Source organism: Coleofasciculus sp. A1-SPW-01 (assembly GCF_040217205.1).
GTDB classification, from domain to species: domain Bacteria; phylum Cyanobacteriota; class Cyanobacteriia; order Cyanobacteriales; family Coleofasciculaceae; genus Coleofasciculus; species Coleofasciculus chthonoplastes_A.
The window spans coordinates 41,266-64,701 of record NZ_JAVJNP010000040.1; the positions used below are offsets into that span (position 1 = coordinate 41,266).

Genomic DNA, 23,436 nt, shown 5'->3' on the forward strand with positions numbered 1-23,436 from the left:
CACTACGGATCTCATAGCGATCGCATGTCCTGAGACAGGGTAGCGGCTTCGGGACGTTGTACAATCGGCGTCAGCGTACCATCATAATCGGTAAATAATGCCAATTGGCGATCGCGCAGCCGATTCTCTATTGAACCAATCTGTTCCAGCGCCGAGGGGAGGGATTGAGTCGTTTTCTCTGGCGTTACCGAAATATCCCGTAAATCGCGAACCACGACATCCGCACCATGGTGGCGTAAGGCGTCACCACCACCATCGCGCACCACACCGACGACTAAACCAAATTGTCCCGCTTTTCCCGCTTTCACACCAGATATCGCATCTTCGACTGCGATCGCATTTTCCGGTTCCACAGCAAGTTCACGGGCGGCTTGTAAAAAGATATCGGGTGCTATCAATCGGAAAACTTGTAGGGGCGGGTTTAGCCAAAATATTGAGGGAAAATCCGATAACTTCCATACAAAACCCGCCCTTCTCCAGCATGGCGGTGGGTTGCTTCTCTGTGAGAGTCAACCGTTTGCCATTGGAGTTGATTTAAGCTTGTGATTACGCGATTAACGTTGAGATCCCCCTAAATCCCCCTTAAAAAGGGGGACTTTGAGTAATTGATTCATTGAAAGGGGGACTTTGATTCATTTTTTATTGTCCCCTGAAATATAGCCTTACCAAGGCAGGTTAGGACATTCCTAAAGTTCTCTCTTGCCTGTTATCAGGTCATTACTGGGATTGACTGATGTCCTAACGTGTCTGCGTAGTGCTATAACTGGGCTTACAGCGCTTTTCACGTTTATGGAATACAAAATTGTATCGGCTTGCTTTTCAGCGCAATCATCGTCTGTAGTCTATTAACTTGAAAACTGCTGTAATTTCTGGTTCACTTCTGACAAAGGGTAAAATGTCTTGTTCCCCCCTTTTGAAGGGGGGCTAGGGGGGATCTCTTATTACCGTGTTTGGCGACAACTAAACAGTATAATCGCACCAGCTTTGCCACAATAGACTCACCCTTCCATCAATCGCTGAATCTGGGCAATAATCTCCTGCTGCGTTGCTTCATGCGCCCAGTGTCATGCCATGACGATAATCCTTTTTAAACGCAGAGTACGCAGAGGTTTCCGCAGAGGTACGCAGAGGGATTGAACGTATTAGAGCGAAGGTTTTATAAAGTAGAGGGGAGAAGATAAGATAAAACAATAGTATGAATTACCTGTTCCCTAACGAATGACAAATGACAAATGACAAATGACAAATGACAAATGACAAATGACAAATAACTAATTACAAGGCAATTGAATCTGTAACCAAGCTCCCCCAGTTTCCGGGTGATTTTTAGCATTCACAGTGCCACCGTGAGCCTGAACAATTTGCTGAACAATTGCTAAACCTAAACCACTCCCACTACTGCGCCCCAATGTAGTTACATTCTCAGACGTCGGTTGTCGATATCGCGAAGCATCTCCTCGATAAAGTCGCTCAAATACACGAGGTAAATCATTCCCTGAAAACCCCGCACCTTCGTCAATAATATCGATTTGCATCAGCGCTTTTTCCATTGGATCAGCCTGTGTTGAAGTGGTTACCTCAACTCGAATCAATCCTTCCGGGGGACTATGCTTAATACTGTTATCTAATAAATTCAAAAAAACTTGGATCAGTCGAGACTCATCAGCTTTAATCGGTAAAGTATCGGGTCCACGATAGGCAAGATGCAAGTCTTTTTGCTCTGCCAAAGGTTCCAATAGTTGCCAAGCTGACTGAATTAAAGAGTTTAGGTCGAGGGATTTATAGGTAAGACTCTTGTTCGGATCTTGTTCAAGATGGCTGAGTTCTAGCCAATTTTGAATCAGGTCAATTAACCGATTAATTTCTTGCAGGAGTTGATTAACCCAACGGCTTTCTGGCGGGTTAACCCGTCCTTGCAACGCTTCTGCAACTAAGCGAATCGACGTGAGTGGGGTTCTCAATTCGTGCGCTAAATCAGACACCCACTGATTGCGAGATTCCGAGAGTTCAATTAAAGGTTGTCGATTCTCCAGAAACACGCCAACTTGCCCATTAGCCAGGGGCCAACCATACGCCCGCAACGTGAGCGATCGCACTTCGCTCATGGCTGCACCATCCATACAAGCAGGATGAAATACCCACTCTTGGCTCATCGATTGTTGCTGTTTGCGGGTTTTCTCGATTAACTGATCCAGTTCGTAGGATCGCACCACCTCTAGCAGTAAGCGAATCTGTCCGGGTTCCCAGCGGTCAATTTGCAATAACTGACGCGCCTGCTGATTACACCAAATTAAGTGATTGTCTTCGTCTACTTGTAAATACCCGACGGGCGCAACTTGAAATAGGGATTGAATGGCGTTGAGTTGGTCTTCTAAGACAAGGCGCTGCTGATTCGCTTGGGCAATCGCTCCCCGTAGACGAGACTCTAAGGGAAACGAGTTACTGGTCGAATTGGCTGGTAACAACTCTAAGGTTTGCTTGAGCTGCTGTTTGGTGCGGTGTTGTAACCATAAGCCAACCCCAATTCCTAGAGCTAGACCCAAGAGAAATGTCAACAGGGTCATAGGTGTGATTAATGAGACTATTGCCGAGCGATGGTTTAGTTATTGTAGCCTTTTGACAGGACGATAGCGGTACTGATTTGGGTTAAGATGCGATCGCCGGTTCGCATCTAAAATTAATTAGCCAAACCGATAGCCGAAGCCACGAACGGTAATCAAGTATTCCGGTTGACTGGGGTCTTTTTCTAATTTTTCCCGCAGCCAGCGAATGTGAACATCGACAGTTTTGGTATCTCCCAGAAAATCGGCTCCCCAAACCTGATCAATTAACTGTTCCCGAGACCACACCCGCCGGGGATACCCCATAAACAATTCCAACAGTCGGAATTCCTTGGGTGATAGATTCACCTCCTCGCCCCGCACCGTGACGCGGCATTCTTCGGGGTAGAGGGTAATGTCCCGTAACTGCAACGTCGGCGTTTGAGGTATGGAATTATAGCGGTGACGACGTAGGAGGGCGCGACACCGGGCGATTAATTCCCGCATACTAAAGGGTTTGGTCAGGTAGTCATCGGCACCGACTTCCAACCCCAAAACCCGATCCGTTTCACTCGCTTTGGCGCTGAGAATCAAGATGGGAATAGAATTCCCTTTATACCGGATCAAGCGACACAGATCGAGTCCGTTCACCTGAGGCAGCATCAAGTCTAGAATCAACAGGCTAAACTGGCACTCCTCGTCATTGGCATCGCCCTCGGACAGAAGCGTTAAAGCGGTACGACCATCAGCAGCCGTCACCACGTCATAACCTTCCTCTTGTAAGGACAACATCAGCATTTCTCGGATGAGAGTCTCGTCTTCTACGACCAGAATGCGGTTGGATTGTGCCAGTTCTGGAGTAGAAGGGCTTTGCGGTAGATCGACAGAAAGCATAAATGGTAAGGAAATTGGGTATCTGAACTTCTAAGCCAAGATATACACCAAAATCATGGTGTTGCAACGATATAGAAATGTAACTCTACGTCTAGAGTGACACAAGATTCGGCTGGTGTGGTTATACCCTATGAATATTTTGCAGACTTAAAACAATTTGGGTAACTTTATTGCCGATTTCCCCATGGTGACCTACACTAAGGATAGTGTAATACATGTCATACGCAAGTATGACAGAATGAGGGGTCTTACAGAAACAAAGCAGGAGGCTGGTAACCCTAGTCCCCCTGCTTTCACTTTTTTAGAAGGGATAATGCTGCTACATTTGATGACCTGGATCGAGGTTGAGGAGTATTTGAAGCGATCGCCGGGGATTATTCTGCCGATTGGTTCAACGGAACAACATGGACCAACGGGATTAATTGGTACTGATGCGATTTGTGCTGAAGCGATCGCGCGAGGGGTGGGTGAAGCGACGAATGCGATCGTTAGTCCCACGATTAGCGTGGGGATGGCGCTGCATCATACAGGGTTTCCTGGTACGATCAGCCTGAAACCTAGTACCTTAATTCATGTCATCCAAGATTATTTAGTCAGCTTAACCCGGGCTGGATTTACCAGATTTTTCTTTATTAATGGTCACGGTGGTAACGTTGCTACAGTTAAAGCCGCGTTTTCTGAGAGTTACGCCTATCTCTGGGATCTCAACATTCCCAACAGCGATCAAGTCAGATGTCGCCTTGCTAACTGGTTTACCTGCAAATCGGTGTATCAGTTAGCCAAACAATGGTATGGTGACCAGGAAGGATCTCACGCCACACCCAGCGAAGTGGCGTTAACGCAATACCTTTATCCGGAAGCAATCAAAAACGCCCCATTAGCGCCGAATGTCGCCTCTGGACATCCAATTTACGGGGCGACAGACTTCCGCCGTCGCTATCCTGATGGACGCATGGGGTCTAATCCCGCCTTAGCCAAACCGGAGCATGGTCAACAATTGTATGAGATGGCGGTGAAGGAAATGAGTCAGGCATATCTAGAATTTTTGCATACCGAGTGACAGTCTGCTAGAGACAGGTTAAACTCTTAATTAAACCACGCCTGCTGGTCAAACCAATAATACGGCATGGTGTTTCCTCGGTGTATCTGCTACAAGCGAGCAGATTTTGATTTGGAATTATTTCCCAGAGGAAGATGAAACCCATGAGTGCGATCGACTTTACTGTCGCGATTTGTACCTATAACGGCGCGAATCGTTTAGCAGAGGTTCTGGATAGGTTGCGATCGCAAGAAAAGACGGAGCCTATTTCCTGGGAGATTATTGTCGTTGATAATAATAGCACTGACGATACAGCTAAGGTGGTTCAGGAGTACCAAGCGAATTGGTCTGAACCTTATCCCATTCATTATTACTTGGAACCTGAACAAGGACTAGCATTTGCTAGGCGATGTGCTATCCGAGAAGCCAAAGGTGCTTTAATCGGTTTTCTGGATGACGATAATTTACCTGACTCGAATTGGGTGGCACAAGCTGATCATTTTGGGCAATCTCATCCAAAAGCTGGGGCGTATGGAGGACAAATCCATGGCAAATTTGAAGTAGAACCTCCGCCCGGATTTGAGAGAATCGCCCGTTATTTTGCGCTTCTGGAAGGAAAAAAGACGTATTGTTATAACGAAAAGTATAAAAATACGCAGAAGAAACTGTTTCCGCCTGGAGCTGGAATCGTCATTCGCCAGGAAGCTTGGCTAAAAAGTGTTCCCGAACATCAGAGTATTAATGGGGTATCTGGAAATTCTCTATCAATGAAGTGTGAAGATGTAGAGATGTTATCTTATCTTTTTTATGATGATTGGGAACTTTGGTTCAATAAGGATATGCATATTTATCATAAAATCCCTAAATCTCGTTTTGAGAGAGATTACATAATCCGTTTCTTCCGGGGAGTCGGTTTAAGTCGGTATCAGACGCGGATGATCGCCTACAAAAATTGGCAAAAGCCCGTGGTTATACCCATTTATATGGTGAATGACTTGAGAAAAATAATCAGACATTTCATTAAGTATAGGACTAACTTAAAAACTGATGTAGTTGCTGCTGGAGAAATGGAGTTACTACTAACTATTCTTTTGGGCTTTTTTTATAAAAATACTCGACTTAGCCATAAGATAAATTGATCATGAATGCTCTCAAGAGAACAGATTATAAAGAGATAAAATTAAATCCGGATAATAGTCTCTGCTTTGTAATTGTTAGAAATGAAATAAAACGAATACCTTTTTTCTTAAACTACTATCGAGAAAAAGGAATATCAAAGTTTTTTATAGTGGATAATGACTCGGAAGATAATACCTTAGGCTATCTGTTGCAACAGGAAGATGTCTACGTTTGGTATACTGAAGAATCTTTTAAGAAAAATAAAAGAATTTGGTTAGAATGGTTACTTAAAAATTACGGTCAAAATCACTGGTGTTTAATCGTTGATGCCGATGAAATTCTCTATTATCCCGATTGTGAAACCCGAAGCCTAAGCGATTTTTGCCGTCAAATAGAAAGGCAAGGTAAAAATGCCGTCCAAGGGATTATGTTAGATATGTATTCGCAGCAGCCTGTTCAGGAAGCCTACTATAATCCTGGAGATGACTTTTTAGAGGTCTGTCCCTATTTTGATAGACAGTATTATCATCACCAGGAAGGAACAATCAGGGATTATTATTGGGGAGGATTGCGACAACGTATTTTTGGCAGTGACGATAAACGAGGCAAGAAGCCCTACTGTTTAACCAAGTTCCCTTTGCTTAAATATAATGATACAATGATATTTTATTCAGAACATGTAACCAAAAACATAAAAGTTTCTTCGACAACGGCGTGTTTGCTACACTTTAAATATTTTTCCTTTTTTATCGATTATGTTAAATCAGAAATCCAGAGGAATCAGCACTGGCAAGGAGCAGCCGAATACCAAAAGTATGCTCAACTCATTGCCGAAAACAAGCCACTAAAACTGTACGACCCAGAAATTTCCGTGCGGCTGGAAAATAGTCAGCAGTTGATCGATATGGGAATTATAAATCGGGGAGTTATTCTGGAGAAACGGTTAGGATATGTAAGCTTATTGTTAGAATTATTTTATGACACTAAAATACTAGGACGTGCATTCCTTAAAGTTTTGTCCCCAAAAATAGCCTCTCGGAGAGTTATGATGATCAGGAAAACTTATTGAATTGAGTCAAAGGGTTGCTGCATAAGGGTTTTCCTGTTCCCTATTCCTTAAAAATTAGGGTTCCACCACAAATACCGAAGAGTCATCTGTATATACCCAGATCCAAGTAAAACTGTTTCGTTATTACATAAAAACAAATGCAATTAATGCATCCGGGTCTGAAAGACATTCTGCTCATTGAGCAATACATCAAGACTAAAAAAATAGGGTTTTTATCTATAGAAACCCCTTTACCCCCTTGGTTCAAAAAAATCAGCCAATCAATTCCAAATTACTCCATAGGACTTCAACTTCGCCGCGAGTACCGCCACATCTCAATGGGCATTAGAGCCTTTCGCCTTAAAGATATCGATACAATTTTTATATTTGAAATCTATAACCAACATTTATTAGGAGTTCTGCCTTTACTGGCTTTAACAGGAAAACAGGTATTGATTAGCTTACATGGTAATCAACAATTTGCCATGACTAGCAAAATCAAATTATTCGGATTAGTCTACCTAAAAAGGTATCTGCAAATTTTCAATAATTTAAAAGTCGTTTTATTTGAAATCGATGATCATGTTATCCCAGATAAATTCCGCTTACCAGCATCATCCAAGATAATTATCCCTCATCCAATTCTTAGCGAAGTCACGCCCAACCTGAAACCCGGTGAACGCTTGCCTATAGATGCCAAAATTAAGATAGGGGTGGTGGGGATGATTCGACAGGATAAACCTATCTCAAAACTAATTGCCAGATTACAGGAATACATCAGCTCAAATTCTGATCAATGCGAACTAATTATAGGTACACCCTTTGGTCAAAAACCAAACTATTTAGATCAACTGGGTGTAGCTCTCTACGATACCACTAAAGAAGAAGACTATATCAGTGTCTTAAAACAGATTGATATTTTGGTCATTCACTATGACAAAGATCGTTATTACTACCGCACCAGTGGTGTAATTAGTGATGCCGGATCGTGTGGGTGTTATATAATTGCCTCTGACTATCCAGTTATTAAGCATCAAGTGAATTTCCCTGTCCCAATTGGTTCAACATTCTCAACTTTTGACGAAATTGGTTCCCTAATTGATCAAGCCATCACTCACATTCGCCAGAAGGGACAGGATAACCACTGGATTTGGCGAGAACAACGTTCCGCAGCAGCGATCGCAAAACTCCTCTTCCCCCAAAATACATAGGGGTTGCTGTAGGGAGTCTTGTGGTGGGGGTAGGGAGCGGGGGGAGCGTGGGAAGCGGGGGGAGCGTGGGAAGCTGGGGGAGCGTGGGAAGCTGGGGGAGCGGGGAATAAGTGATGGGGTGATGGAGAATATAAGGAATATGAGGAAGGTGCGGCTTTTAGGCAAAGTCCTCTATTTTAACATCGTCCTTAAATTGCTGTAGTTTTGTCTCTAGTTCATGGGTAAGACGCTCAACGATGAACTCATCACTTAAACTAGGTTTGACTGTTTTGGCAATATCCATAAGTTGTCGGGCTACTCGCTGATTTGGATCACCGCCAATTTGATTAAATACTCTAAATTGCTCCTGTTTTAACCAATCTATCCAGTAATTAATTTCTGGGCGAATACGCAAGGGAGTCGAAGGAGCCTCAGGAAACACAGGATAGAAATCCCAGAGGGGCATAACATACTGAGGTTGGTATTCAATACCTAGAGAAAGACACCAATCTTGCCATTTAAAGGAATTAATATTGGCACTGGTTTTGATCGGAATCCAAGGCACTCTCAGGGCATCCGCAATGATAGCACCATGCATGGCTTCAGCGAGTAATACCTCAGTTTGGCTAATTGCCGATAAAACGTTTTCAATTGACCAACGCGGATCAATATAGGCGAATCCCAGTTGTTCGCAGATAGCACTCCAGGCTGAACTAGCTGGGATAGCGTGCTTGAAATGAGGCATAAAAGCAAAGCGCTGGGTTTTAGAATGATTCGCCGGAAATAATCGCCTGACGAGTAAAGCAGCATCGGTAACGGCGACTTCTTTGGCAACACCAAGCGCTTGGGCAGACAGGGGTCCTCTGACGCAGTATATCGTCCAAGAATCATTAATTTTGGGTACAGTTCCATATCCATATCCCACACCCGTTCCGAATACAATGGTTTTCTCTGCCTTGGGTAATTTTCTGTTGAGTAACGTCCCAATTCCTACAAAGAGGGTTCGTTCGTCTTCATCCAGAATGTTGGTTATTAATTGGTTCCAGAGCCAAGGGTTGAGTTCATCGCCAAAATTGGCGTATTCATCGGATTTGTAGTAGTAGAGCTTCATTTTTCATTTTATTGTTATCCCACATTCTGTACGCCCAAAACTCTAAAAGTCGTCTTCCTCTTCCTCATTGGCATCATTTGCCTCATTTGCTGAATTCTGACGCAATCCTCCTGGTAAAGCAGCAATAATTGCATCCAGTACCCTGGAAACCGGGATCACCTCAATATCCAGATCCGGTAACACTTGACCCTTGGGAACGATCGCGCGTTTAAATCCCAATTTTGCCGCTTCCTTTAACCGCAGTTCCATCTGTGACACCAGCCGCACTTGTCCCCCTAATCCCACTTCGCCAACCATCACGGTGCGCGGATCAACCATGCGATCGCGAAATGACGCCACAACTGCAATGGCAATCCCCAAATCAGCCGCCGGTTCCTCGACTCCCAACCCGCCAGCCGTAGCCACATAAGCATCTAATTTAGACAGGGGAATCCCTACCCGTTTTTCCAATACCGCCAAAATTTGCTGTAATCGACTGTAATCCACACCAGTGGTTGAGCGACGCGGCGCCCCATAACTAGCGGGGGACACTAACGCCTGTAACTCAACTAAAATCGGACGAGTCCCCTCACAAGCCACTACCGTCGCCGTACCCGGACTCATTTCATCCCGATTGCCCAAAAATAACTCCGACGGATTCAGCACCTCCTGCAACCCCTTATCAACCATTTCAAAAATCCCGATTTCGTGGGTAGCACCAAACCGATTTTTCACCGATCGCAGCAAACGATGAGAGGCAAAGCGATCGCCCTCAAAATACAATACCGTATCCACCAAATGTTCCAGCACCCTTGGTCCTGCGATCGCGCCTTCCTTAGTCACATGTCCGACAATGAATAACGTAATATTCGCCCGCTTTGCCACCTGCATCAAGGCTGAGGTACATTCCCGCACTTGCGCCACCGAACCGGGTGCCGAGGTTAACGCCGCAAAGTAGAGCGTCTGGATACTATCAATGACGGCAACTTGGGGTTTTAGGGACTCCAACTCCCGTAACACCTCCTCTAAGTCAGTCTCTGCCAACACATACAGATTTGGCTCTTGCTCCTCCGAGGTTTTACCCCCATTCGCCGTTTTCGACAATGCCTTCTTCCCTCGCTTTTTGGGCGCACCATTATTCGTCTGCTCACTATTATTATCTGCCTCCTCCTGAATCGGAGCAGCACAAACACCCAGGCGAGAGGCTCGCAGTTTCACCTGTTGTCCCGACTCTTCGGCACAGACGTAAAGGATACGATGCTCCTGTGCCAGTTGATGTGCCACCTGTAGCAGCAACGTGGATTTGCCAATCCCTGGATCACCGCCAATCAATACCAAGGAGCCAGGGACGATCCCTCCCCCCAGCACTCGATCCAGTTCACTATACCCGGAAGCAAATCGGATCTGGACATTATTGGAAATTTCTGAGAACTTGAGTGAAGACCTCGGTTGAGCGCGTCCGGAAGTAGGAGAGGGAGTAGAGGCACGGCTATTGGATTGCCAACCCCCACTTCTTAAAGTGGTCGTTGTTGACAGCATACTCTCCTCTAAGGAGTTATACGTGCCGCAGGAGGAGCATCTGCCGAACCACTGGGAGTGTTCCGCCCCACATTGATTACAAACATAGATGGATTTAGTTTTAGGCATCCTGATCTCAAGGTGCTAGGAATTTTCAATAATTAAACCAATCTTAAAAAGTCGTAAGAAAATGTCAAATAAAAGCATTATGACTTAAAAAAGCTTCGTATAACGTTATATCTTAGAGATAAGCTACTGATAAATTAACATTTCGTTGACTGTAAATTAGGAGTCTTGAATCAATTGGAAACTCATAAGGAAAAAATTCTGGTTGTCGATGATGAAGCGAGTATCCGCCGGATCTTGGAAACTCGCCTGTCGATGATTGGCTACGATGTCGTCACCGCCGCCGACGGGGAAGAAGCCTTAGAAACCTTCCGCACGAGTGAACCCGATTTAGTGGTGTTAGATGTGATGATGCCCAAGCTGGATGGCTACGGCGTCTGTCAAGAGTTGCGAAAGGAATCGGATATCCCCATCATCATGCTAACGGCATTGGGTGATGTTGCCGACAGAATTACTGGGTTAGAGTTGGGCGCGGATGATTATGTGGTCAAGCCCTTCTCTCCCAAAGAGTTAGAAGCCCGGATTCGTTCGGTATTGCGGCGAGTGGACAAGGTAGGAGCGTCCGGGATTCCCAGTTCTGGGGTAATCCATGTCGCTAGTATCAAAATTGATACAAACAAACGACAGGTATATAAGGGAGACGAGCGGATTCGGCTCACAGGGATGGAATTCAGTCTCCTGGAGTTATTAGTCAGTCGTTCTGGAGAACCCTTCTCTCGGTCAGAAATTTTACAAGAGGTGTGGGGGTATACCCCAGAACGCCATGTTGATACCCGCGTTGTCGATGTTCATATTTCCCGACTGCGAGCCAAGCTGGAAGATGATCCCAGCAATCCGGAGTTGATTCTCACCGCACGAGGGACAGGATATTTATTTCAACGGATACTCGAAGCAGGGGAGGAATAAGTGTTGAGGTTTAGGTTTTGAGTGGTGAATGTTGAGTGTTGTAGCAACCGCTACAACAGTTAGGACAGGCTTGCGTCCATTGAAACAATAAACGCTGTGCAAATAATGGCTAAACCTGATCAAAATTCTGTGTTGCGACAATTACCATTTATTGTGGGGGGATTAGGCGGAACGCTATTGTTAATCAATCGCCTGCTGACTCCCCAACTCACGGAATCTCAGGCGCGTTCAGACGCACTGGGGGTTATTCTGAGTGCCATATTGATTTTGACAGGTTTGCTGTGGCAGCAAGTGCAGCCGCGATCGCCAGATGCGGTAGATTTAGTTGGGGAGGAGGGCTTTGAACTGACACCAGAGTTACCGGAGGCGGTAAAAACGGAACTGGCTTGGGCGTCACATTTATTATTAACCAATACTGTGACGCGATCGCTGGTTGTGTTTTATCAGGGAAAAGTGCTACTAAGGCGGGGAGTATTGGGAAAAAAGCCAGAGGTGAAACCCGGTGCTATCTTGAAGCGGGTTCTGGAGCAACAAAAACCTATTTATCTGGTTGACTTGAAACTGTATCCCGGACGAATCGAATTTGACTACTTACCAGAAAATACCCAAGGACTCATCTGTCAACCTCTGGGCAATCAGGGTGCTTTAATTTTAGGCGCGAATGCTCCCCGCAGTTACACCAAACAAGATGAGCGCTGGATTGAGGGGCTAGCTGATAAACTAGGAAATACGTTGAGTCGTTTTCTAGAACCCACGCGATCGATTGAATCTTAAATGTCTATAACTTTGCTCTACTGGATATTAATTGCCCTGATGCTCGTGGGTGTGGTGGGTGCTGTAGTCCCTGGTCTTCCCGGTTCTAGCTTAATTGTTGTGGCAATTTTAGTCTGGGGATTTGTCCAAGGGTTAAGTGCGATAAATTTGGCGTTGGGCGTTGCTGTTGTAGTATTACTCTTCAGTGTCGGCATTGATTTTTTAGCCACCTACTGGGGAGCAAAACGGGCAGGGGCGAGCAAGTGGGGACAAATTGGTGCGATTATTGGCTTAGTCTTGGGAATTTTAGGGCTACTTCCAGCGTTACCTGTGGGAGGTCCTCTGTTAGGAATTTTAATTGGTCCACTGTTGGGAGCGTTTATCGGCGAGTTTTTATCCCGCCGTCAGTTGGAATTAGAGCTACGGTTAAAGGCGGCGTTGAAAGCGAGTGTAGGAATTGTAGTAGGTTCGCTGGTAGGGAATGTCATTCAGGGCGCATTGGCGCTGGCGACGGTGATTGTGTTTGTGGTTACCACCTCCCCCCCCTGACAGGTGTAGGTTTTTTACTTTAGGGTGGGGTCAAGACAAGGAGGACAAGGTTGACAAGAGGACAAGGGAGGAAAACCGTACAAAATCTTGTTCGGTCAAGTTAACTTCTAAAAGCTGAAAAGCCTTGTTTTTTGTTGAACAACTTAACAGGGAACAGTAAGGGTTTGAGGGCGATTTAAAAAACTTAATACAGTACCGTTTTCTTTTGTCCGACTACTTATTCAAAACTGGCAAACTTATCCGTCGCCTCAATTAACGCACTACGAATCCCCGGTTCTGTTATAGAATGTCCCGAATCTGCAACCACAATAAACTCAGCTTCCGACCAAACCTGATGCAACTCCCACGCCGATATCATCGGACAAACCACATCATATCGTCCCTGAACAATCACCCCAGGAATATGACGAATCCGATCAATATTTCGCAGCAACTGATCCTCTGATTCAAAAAAGCCTTTGTTGATAAAATAATGACACTCAATTCTGGCAAAAGCATCGGCAAAATCACTCTCACTAAACTTTTGCATTAAGTTAGGGTCTTGCAACAGTCTACTGGTACTCGCCTCCCAAACTGACCAAGCCCGCGCCGCTACTTGACGAATTTGGGGATCAGGACTGGTTAAACGCTGATAATAGGCTGAAATAAAATCATCCCGTTCCGCCTCTGGAATCGGCTTAATGTAGTGTTCCCAAGCATCAGGAAAAATATAGCTAGCCCCCTGCTGATAAAACCAACGCAGTTCCTTTTGTCGCAGCATAAAGATTCCCCGCAGAATCAATCCTCGACAGCGTTCGGGATGGGTTTGACTGTAGGCGAGGGACAGGGTACTTCCCCAACTTCCGCCAAATACCACCCACTGTTCAATCCCCAAATGGAGGCGCAGTTTCTCAATATCGCTGACTAAATCCCAAGTAGTATTCTCTTGCAGTTCCGCATGAGGTGTACTTTTACCACTCCCACGCTGGTCAAACATAACAATTCGCCATTGATTCGGGTTAAAATATAGGCGGTAAAAGGGTTGGCTACCTCCCCCAGGTCCACCATGTAACACAACGACCGATTTACCTTCCGGATTCCCTGACTCCTCATAGGAAATCCTGTGTAGGTTACTCACCTGTAACATTCCTTGGTTATAAGGTTCGATGGGGGGATAGAGTTCGCGCATAATTTTCGATTACAGTAACAAAGGCGGTGGCGCTTTTATCGCCGACGACGAATGGTGGTGCGATCGCCTATGATTCTTTCCTAGTTTTGACTATGATAAATTCTAGGCAATTGACGACAACGATAGACGCGAAAGCGGGTCTTATTTATATCCAGGACTCTCACTCTGACACCCGAAAGGCTTACTGGCGGCGTATCCCCAAGATTCAGTGGTTGGTGATTCTCACGGTTATGGGACTGGGTTTGTTTGGCTGTAAGTCCTCTAAATCCCCCGAAAATGCCCAGAGTCCCTCACCCCCCGTATCAGAAACACCCGCTGATTTTTCCTTTCCCCTGATTACCCCGAATGTCTCACCCCTTCCTACAGAAACACCAACAGTCTCACCCCTCCCCACACCCACAATTTCATCTGTGCCCCCAGAGATAGTTGTCTTACCGACTCCTGAACAAGTCCCTAATACACCCTCCGTCTCCCCTGAGATACCTGCGCCCACTCCAGAGGCTTCTAAAGCTGTCCCACCCCCTTTACCCAAACCACCAGGCATTGATAACCGTAAGCCGACGATTACAAATTTACCCGATGGCAATTATTTTTATGGCGAATCAGCGGAGTTTGACCGTCCGGGTAGTCGGTATTTAGTGTTTGTAAAAACTGATAATGTGCTAATTGGACAGGAGTATTTTTGGCAAACTGAGCAGAGTCGTTGTTTTAAAGGAATAGTCAATGAAAATACAGTCAAAAATGTTAAAATCGCTTATCGCCAACCCTCTCTAGAGCCGGAAGAGGTACAATGGTCATTTGAAGATATGAAGCCGATAAAAATCAGTGATTTCCAGCCGATTAGTTGGGATAAAACTCCGGACTTTGCTAAGACTAATTTACAAGATTGCGTAAAAATTTTTAGTATATTTAATGAATAATGAAAAACATAAGCTGTTCGGCATTTAAACCTTAATATCAATTGAATGCCGTTTATTGTTTCGATCCCCGTGGGCGTGTCCTAACCGTTGTAGCGGTTGCGATACAAGGGGAGCGGGAGATCTAATCTATCTATAAGAGGGGGATCTAAACCCACCTCGACCGATGATAATCATATACACATTTCGTAATATTTTGTTAACATAGTTAAAAATCATCCTTTAGACTGATCACCTTCTACAGCACCTTCTTGCCAAACGTAGATACAGCATGAACTTCTTCAATCCAACAGAGCCAATTATTCGTACCAAACAGCACGCACTCGACTACCAAGACCGTCAAGGATTGTTACGCCTGCATTGGCAACTCGGACGGAAGACACTGCTATCAGCCTTTTATACCCGTATCGACCAGGTATTCCTGTTCTGGGGTATAATTTGCGCCATGATTTTCATCACTGCCCAGTTTTTGCCGATTAGCTGGAAACTCCAAGCTGGACTGTGGTCAGGACTCACCCTAATTGGCATCGCAGCGATGGTGGTACTCACCAACTTTTGGGTAAAAGTTGAACGCCTCAATTGGCTACTTTATTTCTGGGGAGTCCTCATGATTGGTGGTGTGATTATCACCGATTTGAGCATCTTCCTAGGTTGGGGAAACGTGTTGATTCGCCTTTGTCATCTATGGTTGGGATTGTGTGCCGTGGGTTACATCGGTACAGGAGTAGGGATGCGATCGCGTGCCTTTACCCTAGCAGGTATCATTCATTTACTGGGTATTGCGCTTTTAAACTACGTCGGGGGTTGGCAGTTTCTCACCACGGGTATCGTGATGACCGCCTCTCTACTGATGTTTGCCGAAACCCAGTGGGATATGCGTCCTCCCATTGAGTACAAGCTGTTAACGCTAGAACAACGACAGTTCAATCAACAGCAGCATCAATTGCGTCAACTTTCCTTGTAAACCCAAGACTTCTATTCTTTTAGATGGATAACAAATTGTTGTCCTTTATACCTAACGGTCGATAACCTGAAAGGGTTTAGCCGCTACTATGAGAAATAACAAAGGAATTGCACTGGATTGGACGTTTTTCCGCTGTGGTCCATTCGTTGCACATTGAAGGAGAGCGACGTCAGATGTGCAAACGGTGCAGCCGAATTGCTGAGCTAAGGTGGTGTGAAGTTTTTGTCGCTTCCTTCACTTTGTTACTACCAACGGGAGACGAAACTCTCCATCAGAACGGTCGAAGGTAGTAGACACCGAGTAGTCAGCTTATTCAATTATTCAATCAAATTCCTTTATAAAAAATACCTAAATAAATAAAAGTTGGTGAAGTGGTTTAACCTATCTTCACCAACTTAATTTTTGGAATGAACCCATGAACAATTACCAAACCGATTTTTTACCGATTGTTATCGGAGGTTACCAATCCGCTCTTCTGGGTTCGTGGAAAGGTTCACCACTGAAGGGTTGCACGCCCGTAGATGGATAAGCATCATCACTGGGACCGAAAATCCTCACAACCGCTTCTGATATATATTGGGTCATTTCTGCAAACAGTTTTGAAATATTCATAACCTTGTCCTCCTAATAGAGTAAATCTCAATCAGATTTAAATTGGTGTATTGGTATGCAATTCACTTGTTAATTATGAGGGATACACCACAAAAAAACAGTATTTTGCAACATTTATTTGATTATGTTTGCAATACTTTTCCCAAGCTTCAGTCAAATGCCCGATTATTCGCTATTTGTATAAATTTTCGTTTACATCCTTGACATTCTGTAATGATTTGTTGCACTCATGCTGGGAAACCCTGACATTCGCGACGAGAGTTCACCAAACTTAAACGCCTGATCGTATAATGGCACAAGCAGGCTTAACTGCGGCTGCTGCACCGAAGTTTGCCAAATGCTCCACATTGATTAAGGCAAGTCGTTGTGACTTGTTAGGTATACTTATGCAGCCGAAAAATTTGCGCCGACTCCTGCGGGCATATGCGATCGCGTTTACTTAGGCGGTTCCCTGGATGGGGCAATGCGGTGGGCACCAGAGGAACTCATTCCCGAGGAAGGATGGGTGCGAGATGGAGGATTGGGGACAATTGGCGGTGGCAATCATTTTGTGGAAATTCAGGTGGTTGAGACGGTTGAAGATCGGGTAAGGGCGTTTGCTTACGGCAGGTTTATGGGGATGTAGAAGCCCCCTTGGTTTATGATTTGCCCCATAATATTACATTGCCTCAACAGGAATCCGCTCAAATTCATCGATGGATCACTCGCAAAGGCGCTTGTCCGGCTTATGCCGAACAGCCTGTGATTATTCCGGGTTCAATGGGGACACCCTCTTACCTAGTCGTGGGTAAAGGAAATCCCGCCTTTCTCTGGAGTGCATCTCATGGCGCAGGACGGTTGCGATCGCGCTTTGAACTGAGTCGTCGCGGGGCGGGTTATAGTGAGGAAACCTTAGGGTTAACGGGTGTTGATTGCATTACCCTGCGGGAAGAACGGCGGATTGAAGAAGCACCTGTGGCTTATAAGCCCATTCAGCCCGTAATTGAAGCACAAGTTAAGGCAGAGATGGTAAGTGTAGTGGCGCGTTTACGACCGATTTTGACGTTTAAGGCGTAATTTGTGGGGGGGAAGTATTTGTGCCAAAAAATTGCTCCGATGCCAAATTTAATTCAGAAGGTATAGGGCTATTTGGGGGCTTGCTACTACAATTGAGCCTATTGCCTAGCGCTACGCGCTATACGTCTGATTTGTTCATGGTTCATGACAATCAACGCTGAACAATACCCATCTGAAACTTATGCCACAGGAAGACCAACAACTTACCCTCACTCCAGCCGATTACAGCCTGTTAACTGATCTCTATGAACTAACCATGGCAGCTTGCTATGTGGGTGAAGGGTTAGAGAATCGACGCGCCAGCTTTGAGTTATTCGTGCGACGTTTGCCTAACGGCTTTGGCTATTTAATTGCTATGGGATTGGCACAGGCGTTAGATTATCTGGAAAAGCTTCAATTCTCCGAATCCCATATAGAGGCGTTGCAAGCAACAGGGCTATTTGATCAAGTCCCAGAACGCTTTTGGTCTGTACTTCAGTCCGGAGGATTTTCTGGTGATGTTTGGGCTTTACCCGAAGGAACGGCTGTTTTTGCCAATGAACCTCTGCTGCGGGTTGAAGCCCCCTTGTGGCAAGCCCAACTCGTCGAAACCTATATTCTAAATACAATTAATTACCAAACCCTAATCGCAACACGGGCAGCGCGGATGCGAGATGTTGCGGGAGAGGATACCAAGCTGTTGGAATTTGGTACTCGCCGTGCATTTAGTCCACAAGGCGCAATCTGGGCAGCACGGGCAGCATTAGCCGCCGGGTTTGATTCTACCTCAAATGTGGTTGCTGCACTGAAGTTAAACCAAAAACCCAGTGGCACAATGGCACATTCTCTAGTGATGGCAATTGCTGCTGTATCGGGGAGTGAGGATGAGGCATTTAGTGCATTTCAACGCTATTTTCCCACTTCACCTCTATTAATTGATACTTATGATACAGTTGGGGCGGCTCAACGTCTGGCAGAACAGGTTAAAGCAAATCAGACAAACGTTGCAGGTGTGCGCTTAGATTCGGGAGATATTGCTGATTTGTCTAAACAAGTGAATTCGCTGTTACCGGATGCGAAAATCTTTGCCAGTGGTGACATGGATGAATGGGAGATTGCCAAGATTAAACAAGCAGGCGGTATTATTGATGGTTATGGCGTCGGTACGCGATTAGTTACAGGTAAGCCAGTTAATGGAGTGTATAAACTGGTGGAAATGGATGGTATTCCTACGATGAAACAGTCGAGTAGTAAAGAAACTTATCCTGGACGCAAACAAGTTTTCCGTCATTGTGTTGACGGGAAAATTAGTAAAGATCGACTAGCAATGGCATCCGAATCTCCTCAAGCCAACGAACAGCCATTGTTGGAACTCATAGTTCAAGCAGGTAAACGTTTAAACCCACCGGAACCATTAGCGGATATCAAAAAACGTACAGCGGCGACTGTGGCAATGATTCCTGATGTAATCCGCCAACTTGATGATCCCCAGCCTCTACAAGTAGAGATTTCGGATGCATTAAAACAGCTTACTCAACAGACGGAAAAACGATTAGATAAAGAAGCTACCGATGTCTAAATTTAGATATGATGTAGCATGTAAAGTAAAATAAATAACTACAAAAACATTTTCTGAAACAGAGATTTTAGTAAAGGGCGACCCGATCAAATTGAGTGGATATAATTGTTGATTTGTGCAAGCGGGTCGCCCCTACACGAGGGTCGAAGATAACATGCTTCTTTCTTGTGTCTGTATCTCCCTGCCCAATCTATAATGACAATGCTAACGGACTTGACATGACAACAATTGCCTTATTCGGAACCAGTGCTGATCCACCCACTGCAGCCCATAAAACCATTCTCAGATGGTTGTCCCATCACTACGATAAAGTCGCTGTCTGGGCATCAGATAATCCGTTTAAGTCTCACCAAACCTCCCTAGAACACCGCAAGCGGATGTTAGAGGTGTTAATTTCCGAAATTGAAACACAGCCTAATGATATTGGCGTACATGAGGAGTTGAGTCGTAGCAGAACCCTAGAAACGTTAGCCAAAGCCAAGGAAATTTGGGGGGATGAGGTGGACTATACTCTCGTAGTGGGTTCGGATTTAGTCAATCAGATACCCCGTTGGTATCAGATTGAAGAATTACTCAGTCAGGTACAGTTACTGGTTGTACCGCGTCCCGGTTATGACATAGACGAAACGGGAGTAAAACGATTAAGGCAGCTTGGTACTCAGGTTGCGATCGCGGATCTGGATGTTCCTGGAGTGTCCTCCACAGCCTATCGTGAAAAAGGAGACCCAGATGTCATAACCCCTTCTGTTCAAGAGTATATCAATCGCGAAAAATTGTACGCTTGATCAACGGTGACTCCGGAACAGGGACGTTCTTAGCTATACTTTTAGGGGGACTATCACTTTTTTAAGTTCAAAACGTCACAGTTTTGGATAACCATGTCAGAACGCGGCATCAAACCGAGCAACCAACCAGCGTTAGCTGATTTCAAAGTCAGTGTTGACACTGTTATTTTCTCTGTCGATACTCAACAAAACCGCGTCTTGGTGCTATTAATCATGCGCCGGGATGACCCTTTTTCCGGTCAGTGGAGTTTACCGGGAACGCTGGTGCGCCAAGGAGAATCCCTAGAAGATGCTGCCCATCGGGTTCTGGTGGAAAAAATTCGGGTGAATAATCTCTACTTGGAACAACTCTACACCTTTGGTGGTCCGCATCGCGATCCTAGGGAATCCCCAAAAAGCTTTGGCGTTCGTTACCTATCGGTTAGCTACTTTGCCTTAGTTCGGTTTGAAGAAGCACAGTTCATTGCTGAGGGAGTGAGTGGTATTGCGTGGTATCCGGTTAAGCAAATACCGTCCTTAGCCTTCGATCATGGCAAAATTATCGAGTATGGATATCAGCGTTTGCGGAATAAGTTGGAGTATAGTCCTGTCGCGTTTGATGTATTACCCGATGTTTTTACGCTCAGTGACCTCTATCAACTCTATACTACTGTTTTAGGCGAAAACTTCTCGGATTATTCTAACTTCCGCACCCGTTTGTTGAAGTTAGGTTTTTTAGCCGATACGGGTCTAAAAGCCTCACGGGGAGCAGGGCGTCCAGCGTCTTTATATCGGTTTGATGCTGAGGCGTTTGCGCCGTTGAAGGATAAGCCGCTGGTTTTTCTGTGAAGATATAACAGTTTATCGTAGTTTATAATTATTGTTTATCGAAACGATTATGACTAAATCGACGATTCAGTACACCACCAAACATTTAAAGGAACTGGGTTTATTTATCGAAGTCAGCGGTAGAACGGATAGCGATCGCAGTCGCAAAAAGGCGCTGGAAGAAATTGAGCGGCGGATGGATGACCCAGAGGATACTAGCTTAGATGCGAATAGTTTTGCCGATGGGTTAAGCAGTGAAGATTTAATTGTGGTTGGTCCCCCATCGGCGATTGAATCGCCAGAAGATGAACCGGAAATTATTCAAGCGGTGAAGGCGATCGCGAATTTAGCCAGCTTACGAGTCACCCTCGAAGAGATACAGCAGCAGGCGTTGGAGTTGCGTCCAGTAATTGAGGCACTCTTTCGCCCCGAACCCCTGACTCCCGAACAAATGCAGCAAGCGACGGATAAGAGTTTTGCCAAAACGTTAATTAAATTTGCCGAAGCTAAAGCCGCACGAGATCAATTTTTACCCGAAGCGCAACAAGCTTGGCAGATTCTAAAACCCGCTTTAGACAATGTTGATACTAATTCTAATCCGGTTCTTTCATCGGTGCAAAACTCCAAAACTGATAAGTCATAAGTCATGAGTTAATTGTCGGGAATTGTAGGGTGCGTTACGCTTCGCTAACGCACCGTTTCTCAATGGCTTGAAATGTCTAAAGAAGTTAAATAAAAACGGACATAACATCACAAACTATCAAATACATTTGGATTAAAATACCACAATTTTTTTTTAGGCATCTTGAGCATCAAGAGCATGTTGTTTAAGTTCACTTAAGGAAACATATTCTAGAGCCGATGCATGAGTAGCAGACAAAACCACAGGAGGTGCAGCGCCAGCTTCCAGGGCTTCTTGCCAGCGAGAGGCACATAGACACCAGCGATCGCCTGGTTTTAAACCGGGAAAATTAAATCCGGGAACGGGTGTACTCAAGTCATTCCCACGCTGTTTGGTAAATTCCAGAAACTCTTCGGTAACTTGAGCGCAAACAACGTGAGCGCCAAAGTCACCGCCTCCAGTATTGCATTTCCCATCCCGGTAAAATCCGGTCATGGGAGATGTGCAACAGGTTTCTAGTTCTGTACCCAGGACGTTTTTTGAATTAGCCATGACAGCACCTTTGATTGATCAAACTTTCCATCAGTAGGATACAGAGAGACGCTTCTATCCAGCAAGCTCTGTATCGGTCATAGCGTCATTTGTCATTCGTCCAAGAATCCTTGCACCTTGATCGGGGCGGGTTTAGTTACATCAGGGCGGGAAAAAAATGTGAGCCGTGAAACCCGCCCCTACAAGACCAACCAACGGACTGGCGTGGCACAACTAAAATGGTGGAATAGATTTTACCATCGAATCGGGCGCACGTCTGTGCGCCCCTACAGTTTCGGGGCTTCCATTCTAATTCATTAAATAGGGTGTGCCACACCACTATGCTGGATCTCTGCACCAAAACGGTTTTATCCATCATCTGTCATCTTGATCACCCACTTGGCAGTAAGATAGGGACAGCAGTTTACCCAGTCGGGTGGTAAAGCAGTTTTTAGTCAATCTGGAAGGGTGTTCGATGAGCAATAAACCTGAAAAAAACGTTATCAATGTAGATCCAGTCACAGTTGTGGCAGTTATATCTGCCCTTTTACTCGTGCCACTATTGATATCGGGGTTTATCTTCCAATAATTCTATGGGTTCTCGTCCTTTTCAATCTACCTCCGGCTTGCCCTGTGCTAAAGTCATCAAGCTGGTGGCAATAGTATTAATGTGCTTGTCGCTGTGGGTTGCACCAGCATCTGCCAAGGTTATCCGCTATTTTGATGGCAATTCGACGGATGTCAATGTTCCCGCAGGTATTGCTTTTGACTTAGGTGGCGGGGGGGCTGATGTGGATGAAGCGATTCAGTGGATGATTAATCAGGCGAGAGGTTGCACTGACTGTTCGGCTCAGGTTGATGTGGTTGTGATTCGCTCATCGGGTTCGGCTGGCTATAATGAACCGATTCTGGCGATGAATGGGGTGGATTCGGTTGAAACCTTGGTTATCGGTAGTCGGGATGATGCTAATTCTCCAGATGTCGCGGATACCATTCGCCAAGCTGAGGTGTTGTTTTTTGCAGGTGGCGATCAGTGCGACTATACCCGCAATTTTAATCATACGGCGATAGAAGACGCGATTAAATCCGTTGGCGCTAAAGGCGGTGGGATTGGGGGAACCAGTGCGGGGGCGATGATTCAAAGTGAGTTTATTTATAACGCCTGTTCGGATGCGGTTGATAGTGAGTATGCCTTAGATGATCCTTATGAAGATATTCTGTTTAGTTATGATCTGTTCAACTGGTCGCTAATGAAGGGTACTGTAATAGATACCGCTTCTAAAAACCTAGACAAACCTACCCATCAGTAATTCTGCCTTGGTATAAGTCCACGGTGTAACTTTTGGTCGATAACCGTTAACGCTTGCGCTTGGCTGATACCCGGCATTGTTGCTCGATATCAGCCTTAACCAATGGCTCCCAGTTAGAGACACTATAGTAATCGTGCCTACGATTGACTACAGGGCATCGACCAATAAAATTATTAAATTGATATATAGCGCTCCATACGTGCTTTCTCGGATTCACTCCGAGATAGGCGGACACAGAGCGCGGCAATCTCTCACTCAAATTCATGCCTCTTCTGGCAATTGCTAGGGCAGCTGCCACATCAGATGATAGTCCATACATCCGACTATATTTAAC

The 23,436-nt window shown here is 45.3% G+C and carries 23 protein-coding genes and 2 pseudogenes; 16 read left to right on the top strand and 9 right to left on the bottom strand.

Annotated features, from left to right (window positions below; translation table 11 throughout):
- Positions 1-11 precede the first annotated feature (11 nt).
- From RH949_RS06650 to RH949_RS06660, 3 genes are all read right to left on the bottom strand, one after another.
- The gene (locus RH949_RS06650; protein ID WP_044208608.1) at positions 12-398 is read right to left on the bottom strand and encodes an HAD-IA family hydrolase; all 387 of its coding nucleotides are present in this window, start codon (positions 396-398) and stop codon (positions 12-14) included.
- Positions 399-1,271: 873 nt separating this feature from the next.
- Positions 1,272-2,564 (bottom strand): sensor histidine kinase, encoded by a 1,293-nt coding sequence (locus RH949_RS06655; protein ID WP_446352306.1) that lies wholly within the window; start codon positions 2,562-2,564, stop codon positions 1,272-1,274.
- Between the two features lie 117 nt (positions 2,565-2,681).
- The gene (locus RH949_RS06660; protein ID WP_006102719.1) at positions 2,682-3,434 is read right to left on the bottom strand and encodes a response regulator transcription factor; all 753 of its coding nucleotides are present in this window, start codon (positions 3,432-3,434) and stop codon (positions 2,682-2,684) included.
- A 313-nt stretch (positions 3,435-3,747) separates the two neighbouring features.
- Between RH949_RS06660 and RH949_RS06665 the strand changes: the two genes are divergently transcribed.
- From RH949_RS06665 to RH949_RS06680, 4 genes are all read left to right on the top strand, one after another.
- A complete protein-coding gene (locus tag RH949_RS06665; RefSeq protein WP_446352307.1) occupies positions 3,748-4,494 on the top strand; it encodes a creatininase family protein in 747 nt (248 codons plus the stop codon).
- A 134-nt stretch (positions 4,495-4,628) separates the two neighbouring features.
- Positions 4,629-5,612 (top strand): hormogonium polysaccharide biosynthesis glycosyltransferase HpsE, encoded by a 984-nt coding sequence (hpsE, locus tag RH949_RS06670; RefSeq protein WP_446352308.1) that lies wholly within the window; start codon positions 4,629-4,631, stop codon positions 5,610-5,612.
- Positions 5,613-5,614: 2 nt separating this feature from the next.
- Positions 5,615-6,661, top strand: a complete 1,047-nt coding sequence (locus tag RH949_RS06675; RefSeq protein ID WP_446352309.1) for a glycosyltransferase family 2 protein — start codon at positions 5,615-5,617, stop codon at positions 6,659-6,661.
- A 317-nt stretch (positions 6,662-6,978) separates the two neighbouring features.
- Complete coding sequence (locus RH949_RS06680; RefSeq protein WP_446352310.1) at positions 6,979-7,851, top strand: glycosyltransferase family 1 protein; 873 nt, start codon at positions 6,979-6,981, stop codon at positions 7,849-7,851.
- A gap of 157 nt (positions 7,852-8,008) precedes the next feature.
- On the opposite strand, the gene RH949_RS06685 is transcribed toward RH949_RS06680, so the two are convergent.
- Together RH949_RS06685 and radA are read right to left on the bottom strand one after the other, a co-directional pair.
- Positions 8,009-8,941 (bottom strand): polysaccharide pyruvyl transferase family protein, encoded by a 933-nt coding sequence (locus tag RH949_RS06685; RefSeq protein WP_446352311.1) that lies wholly within the window; start codon positions 8,939-8,941, stop codon positions 8,009-8,011.
- Between the two features lie 42 nt (positions 8,942-8,983).
- The gene (radA, locus tag RH949_RS06690; protein ID WP_044208604.1) at positions 8,984-10,567 is read right to left on the bottom strand and encodes a DNA repair protein RadA; all 1,584 of its coding nucleotides are present in this window, start codon (positions 10,565-10,567) and stop codon (positions 8,984-8,986) included.
- Between the two features lie 174 nt (positions 10,568-10,741).
- Between radA and rpaB the strand changes: the two genes are divergently transcribed.
- From rpaB to RH949_RS06705, 3 genes are all read left to right on the top strand, one after another.
- The gene (gene rpaB, locus RH949_RS06695; RefSeq protein ID WP_044208692.1) at positions 10,742-11,470 is read left to right on the top strand and encodes a response regulator transcription factor RpaB; all 729 of its coding nucleotides are present in this window, start codon (positions 10,742-10,744) and stop codon (positions 11,468-11,470) included.
- Positions 11,471-11,575: 105 nt separating this feature from the next.
- A complete protein-coding gene (locus RH949_RS06700) occupies positions 11,576-12,244 on the top strand; it encodes a cofactor assembly of complex C subunit B (RefSeq protein ID WP_446352312.1) in 669 nt (222 codons plus the stop codon).
- A 6-nt stretch (positions 12,245-12,250) separates the two neighbouring features.
- Positions 12,251-12,772: a DUF456 domain-containing protein gene (locus RH949_RS06705; RefSeq protein WP_446352319.1), complete on the top strand. Its 522-nt coding sequence runs from the start codon at positions 12,251-12,253 to the stop codon at positions 12,770-12,772.
- 217 nt (positions 12,773-12,989) lie between these two features.
- Here the strand turns inward: RH949_RS06705 and pip are convergent, their stop codons facing one another.
- The gene (gene pip / locus RH949_RS06710) at positions 12,990-13,940 is read right to left on the bottom strand and encodes a prolyl aminopeptidase (RefSeq protein ID WP_446352313.1); all 951 of its coding nucleotides are present in this window, start codon (positions 13,938-13,940) and stop codon (positions 12,990-12,992) included.
- Positions 13,941-13,966: 26 nt separating this feature from the next.
- Here pip and RH949_RS06715 point away from each other — a divergent pair, with 26 nt between their 5' ends.
- Positions 13,967-14,860, top strand: coding sequence for a hypothetical protein (locus tag RH949_RS06715; RefSeq protein ID WP_006102581.1), 894 nt, complete (start codon positions 13,967-13,969; stop codon positions 14,858-14,860).
- A gap of 268 nt (positions 14,861-15,128) precedes the next feature.
- Positions 15,129-15,821 carry a hypothetical protein gene (locus RH949_RS06720; protein ID WP_006102614.1) on the top strand — a complete coding sequence of 231 codons (693 nt, stop codon included), beginning with the start codon at positions 15,129-15,131 and terminating at the stop codon, positions 15,819-15,821.
- A gap of 459 nt (positions 15,822-16,280) precedes the next feature.
- On the opposite strand, the gene RH949_RS06725 is transcribed toward RH949_RS06720, so the two are convergent.
- Positions 16,281-16,433 carry a hypothetical protein gene (locus RH949_RS06725; protein WP_006102658.1) on the bottom strand — a complete coding sequence of 51 codons (153 nt, stop codon included), beginning with the start codon at positions 16,431-16,433 and terminating at the stop codon, positions 16,281-16,283.
- Positions 16,434-16,723: 290 nt separating this feature from the next.
- Here RH949_RS06725 and RH949_RS06730 point away from each other — a divergent pair, with 290 nt between their 5' ends.
- The 6 genes and pseudogenes from RH949_RS06730 (at position 16,724) to RH949_RS06755 (ending at position 21,282) form a co-directional block, all read left to right on the top strand.
- A complete protein-coding gene (locus RH949_RS06730) occupies positions 16,724-16,876 on the top strand; it encodes a hypothetical protein (RefSeq protein ID WP_006102651.1) in 153 nt (50 codons plus the stop codon).
- A pseudogene (locus RH949_RS06735) lies at positions 16,864-17,489 on the top strand (RtcB family protein); the annotation flags it as partial. The gene RH949_RS06730 and the pseudogene RH949_RS06735, both read left to right, overlap by 13 nt.
- A gap of 181 nt (positions 17,490-17,670) precedes the next feature.
- On the top strand, positions 17,671-19,047 hold the full coding sequence (locus RH949_RS06740; RefSeq protein WP_446352314.1) for a nicotinate phosphoribosyltransferase: 1,377 nt from the start codon (positions 17,671-17,673) through the stop codon (positions 19,045-19,047).
- A 218-nt stretch (positions 19,048-19,265) separates the two neighbouring features.
- Positions 19,266-19,832: a nicotinate-nucleotide adenylyltransferase gene (locus tag RH949_RS06745; RefSeq protein WP_006102754.1), complete on the top strand. Its 567-nt coding sequence runs from the start codon at positions 19,266-19,268 to the stop codon at positions 19,830-19,832.
- Between the two features lie 93 nt (positions 19,833-19,925).
- Positions 19,926-20,660, top strand: coding sequence for an NUDIX hydrolase (locus RH949_RS06750; RefSeq protein WP_006102810.1), 735 nt, complete (start codon positions 19,926-19,928; stop codon positions 20,658-20,660).
- Positions 20,661-20,709: 49 nt separating this feature from the next.
- A complete protein-coding gene (locus RH949_RS06755) occupies positions 20,710-21,282 on the top strand; it encodes a hypothetical protein (RefSeq protein WP_044208688.1) in 573 nt (190 codons plus the stop codon).
- Between the two features lie 153 nt (positions 21,283-21,435).
- Here RH949_RS06755 and RH949_RS06760 read toward each other — a convergent pair whose 3' ends face one another.
- Entirely contained in the window at positions 21,436-21,813 is a 378-nt protein-coding gene (locus RH949_RS06760) for a DUF2237 family protein (protein WP_006102582.1), read from the bottom strand.
- Positions 21,814-22,385: 572 nt separating this feature from the next.
- Between RH949_RS06760 and RH949_RS06765 the strand changes: the two genes are divergently transcribed.
- Complete coding sequence (locus RH949_RS06765; RefSeq protein ID WP_446352315.1) at positions 22,386-23,102, top strand: cyanophycinase; 717 nt, start codon at positions 22,386-22,388, stop codon at positions 23,100-23,102.
- 46 nt (positions 23,103-23,148) lie between these two features.
- Here the strand turns inward: RH949_RS06765 and RH949_RS06770 are convergent.
- A pseudogene (locus RH949_RS06770) lies at positions 23,149-23,436 on the bottom strand (hypothetical protein); the annotation flags it as partial.

Coding starts and splice junctions, on each gene's coding strand:
- RH949_RS06655 (WP_446352306.1), bottom strand. CDS start 2,564: ATGACCCTGTTGACATTTCTCTTGGGTCTAGCTCTAGGAATTGGGGTT.
- RH949_RS06660 (WP_006102719.1), bottom strand. CDS start 3,434: ATGCTTTCTGTCGATCTACCGCAAAGCCCTTCTACTCCAGAACTGGCA.
- RH949_RS06665 (WP_446352307.1), top strand. CDS start 3,748: ATGCTGCTACATTTGATGACCTGGATCGAGGTTGAGGAGTATTTGAAG.
- hpsE (WP_446352308.1), top strand. CDS start 4,629: ATGAAACCCATGAGTGCGATCGACTTTACTGTCGCGATTTGTACCTAT.
- RH949_RS06675 (WP_446352309.1), top strand. CDS start 5,615: ATGAATGCTCTCAAGAGAACAGATTATAAAGAGATAAAATTAAATCCG.
- RH949_RS06680 (WP_446352310.1), top strand. CDS start 6,979: ATGGGCATTAGAGCCTTTCGCCTTAAAGATATCGATACAATTTTTATA.
- RH949_RS06685 (WP_446352311.1), bottom strand. CDS start 8,941: ATGAAGCTCTACTACTACAAATCCGATGAATACGCCAATTTTGGCGAT.
- radA (WP_044208604.1), bottom strand. CDS start 10,567: ATGCCTAAAACTAAATCCATCTATGTTTGTAATCAATGTGGGGCGGAA.
- RH949_RS06700 (WP_446352312.1), top strand. CDS start 11,576: ATGGCTAAACCTGATCAAAATTCTGTGTTGCGACAATTACCATTTATT.
- pip (WP_446352313.1), bottom strand. CDS start 13,940: ATGCGCGAACTCTATCCCCCCATCGAACCTTATAACCAAGGAATGTTA.
- RH949_RS06720 (WP_006102614.1), top strand. CDS start 15,129: ATGAACTTCTTCAATCCAACAGAGCCAATTATTCGTACCAAACAGCAC.
- RH949_RS06725 (WP_006102658.1), bottom strand. CDS start 16,433: ATGAATATTTCAAAACTGTTTGCAGAAATGACCCAATATATATCAGAA.
- RH949_RS06730 (WP_006102651.1), top strand. CDS start 16,724: ATGGCACAAGCAGGCTTAACTGCGGCTGCTGCACCGAAGTTTGCCAAA.
- RH949_RS06740 (WP_446352314.1), top strand. CDS start 17,671: ATGCCACAGGAAGACCAACAACTTACCCTCACTCCAGCCGATTACAGC.
- RH949_RS06745 (WP_006102754.1), top strand. CDS start 19,266: ATGACAACAATTGCCTTATTCGGAACCAGTGCTGATCCACCCACTGCA.
- RH949_RS06750 (WP_006102810.1), top strand. CDS start 19,926: ATGTCAGAACGCGGCATCAAACCGAGCAACCAACCAGCGTTAGCTGAT.
- RH949_RS06755 (WP_044208688.1), top strand. CDS start 20,710: ATGACTAAATCGACGATTCAGTACACCACCAAACATTTAAAGGAACTG.
- RH949_RS06760 (WP_006102582.1), bottom strand. CDS start 21,813: ATGGCTAATTCAAAAAACGTCCTGGGTACAGAACTAGAAACCTGTTGC.
- RH949_RS06765 (WP_446352315.1), top strand. CDS start 22,386: ATGGGTTCTCGTCCTTTTCAATCTACCTCCGGCTTGCCCTGTGCTAAA.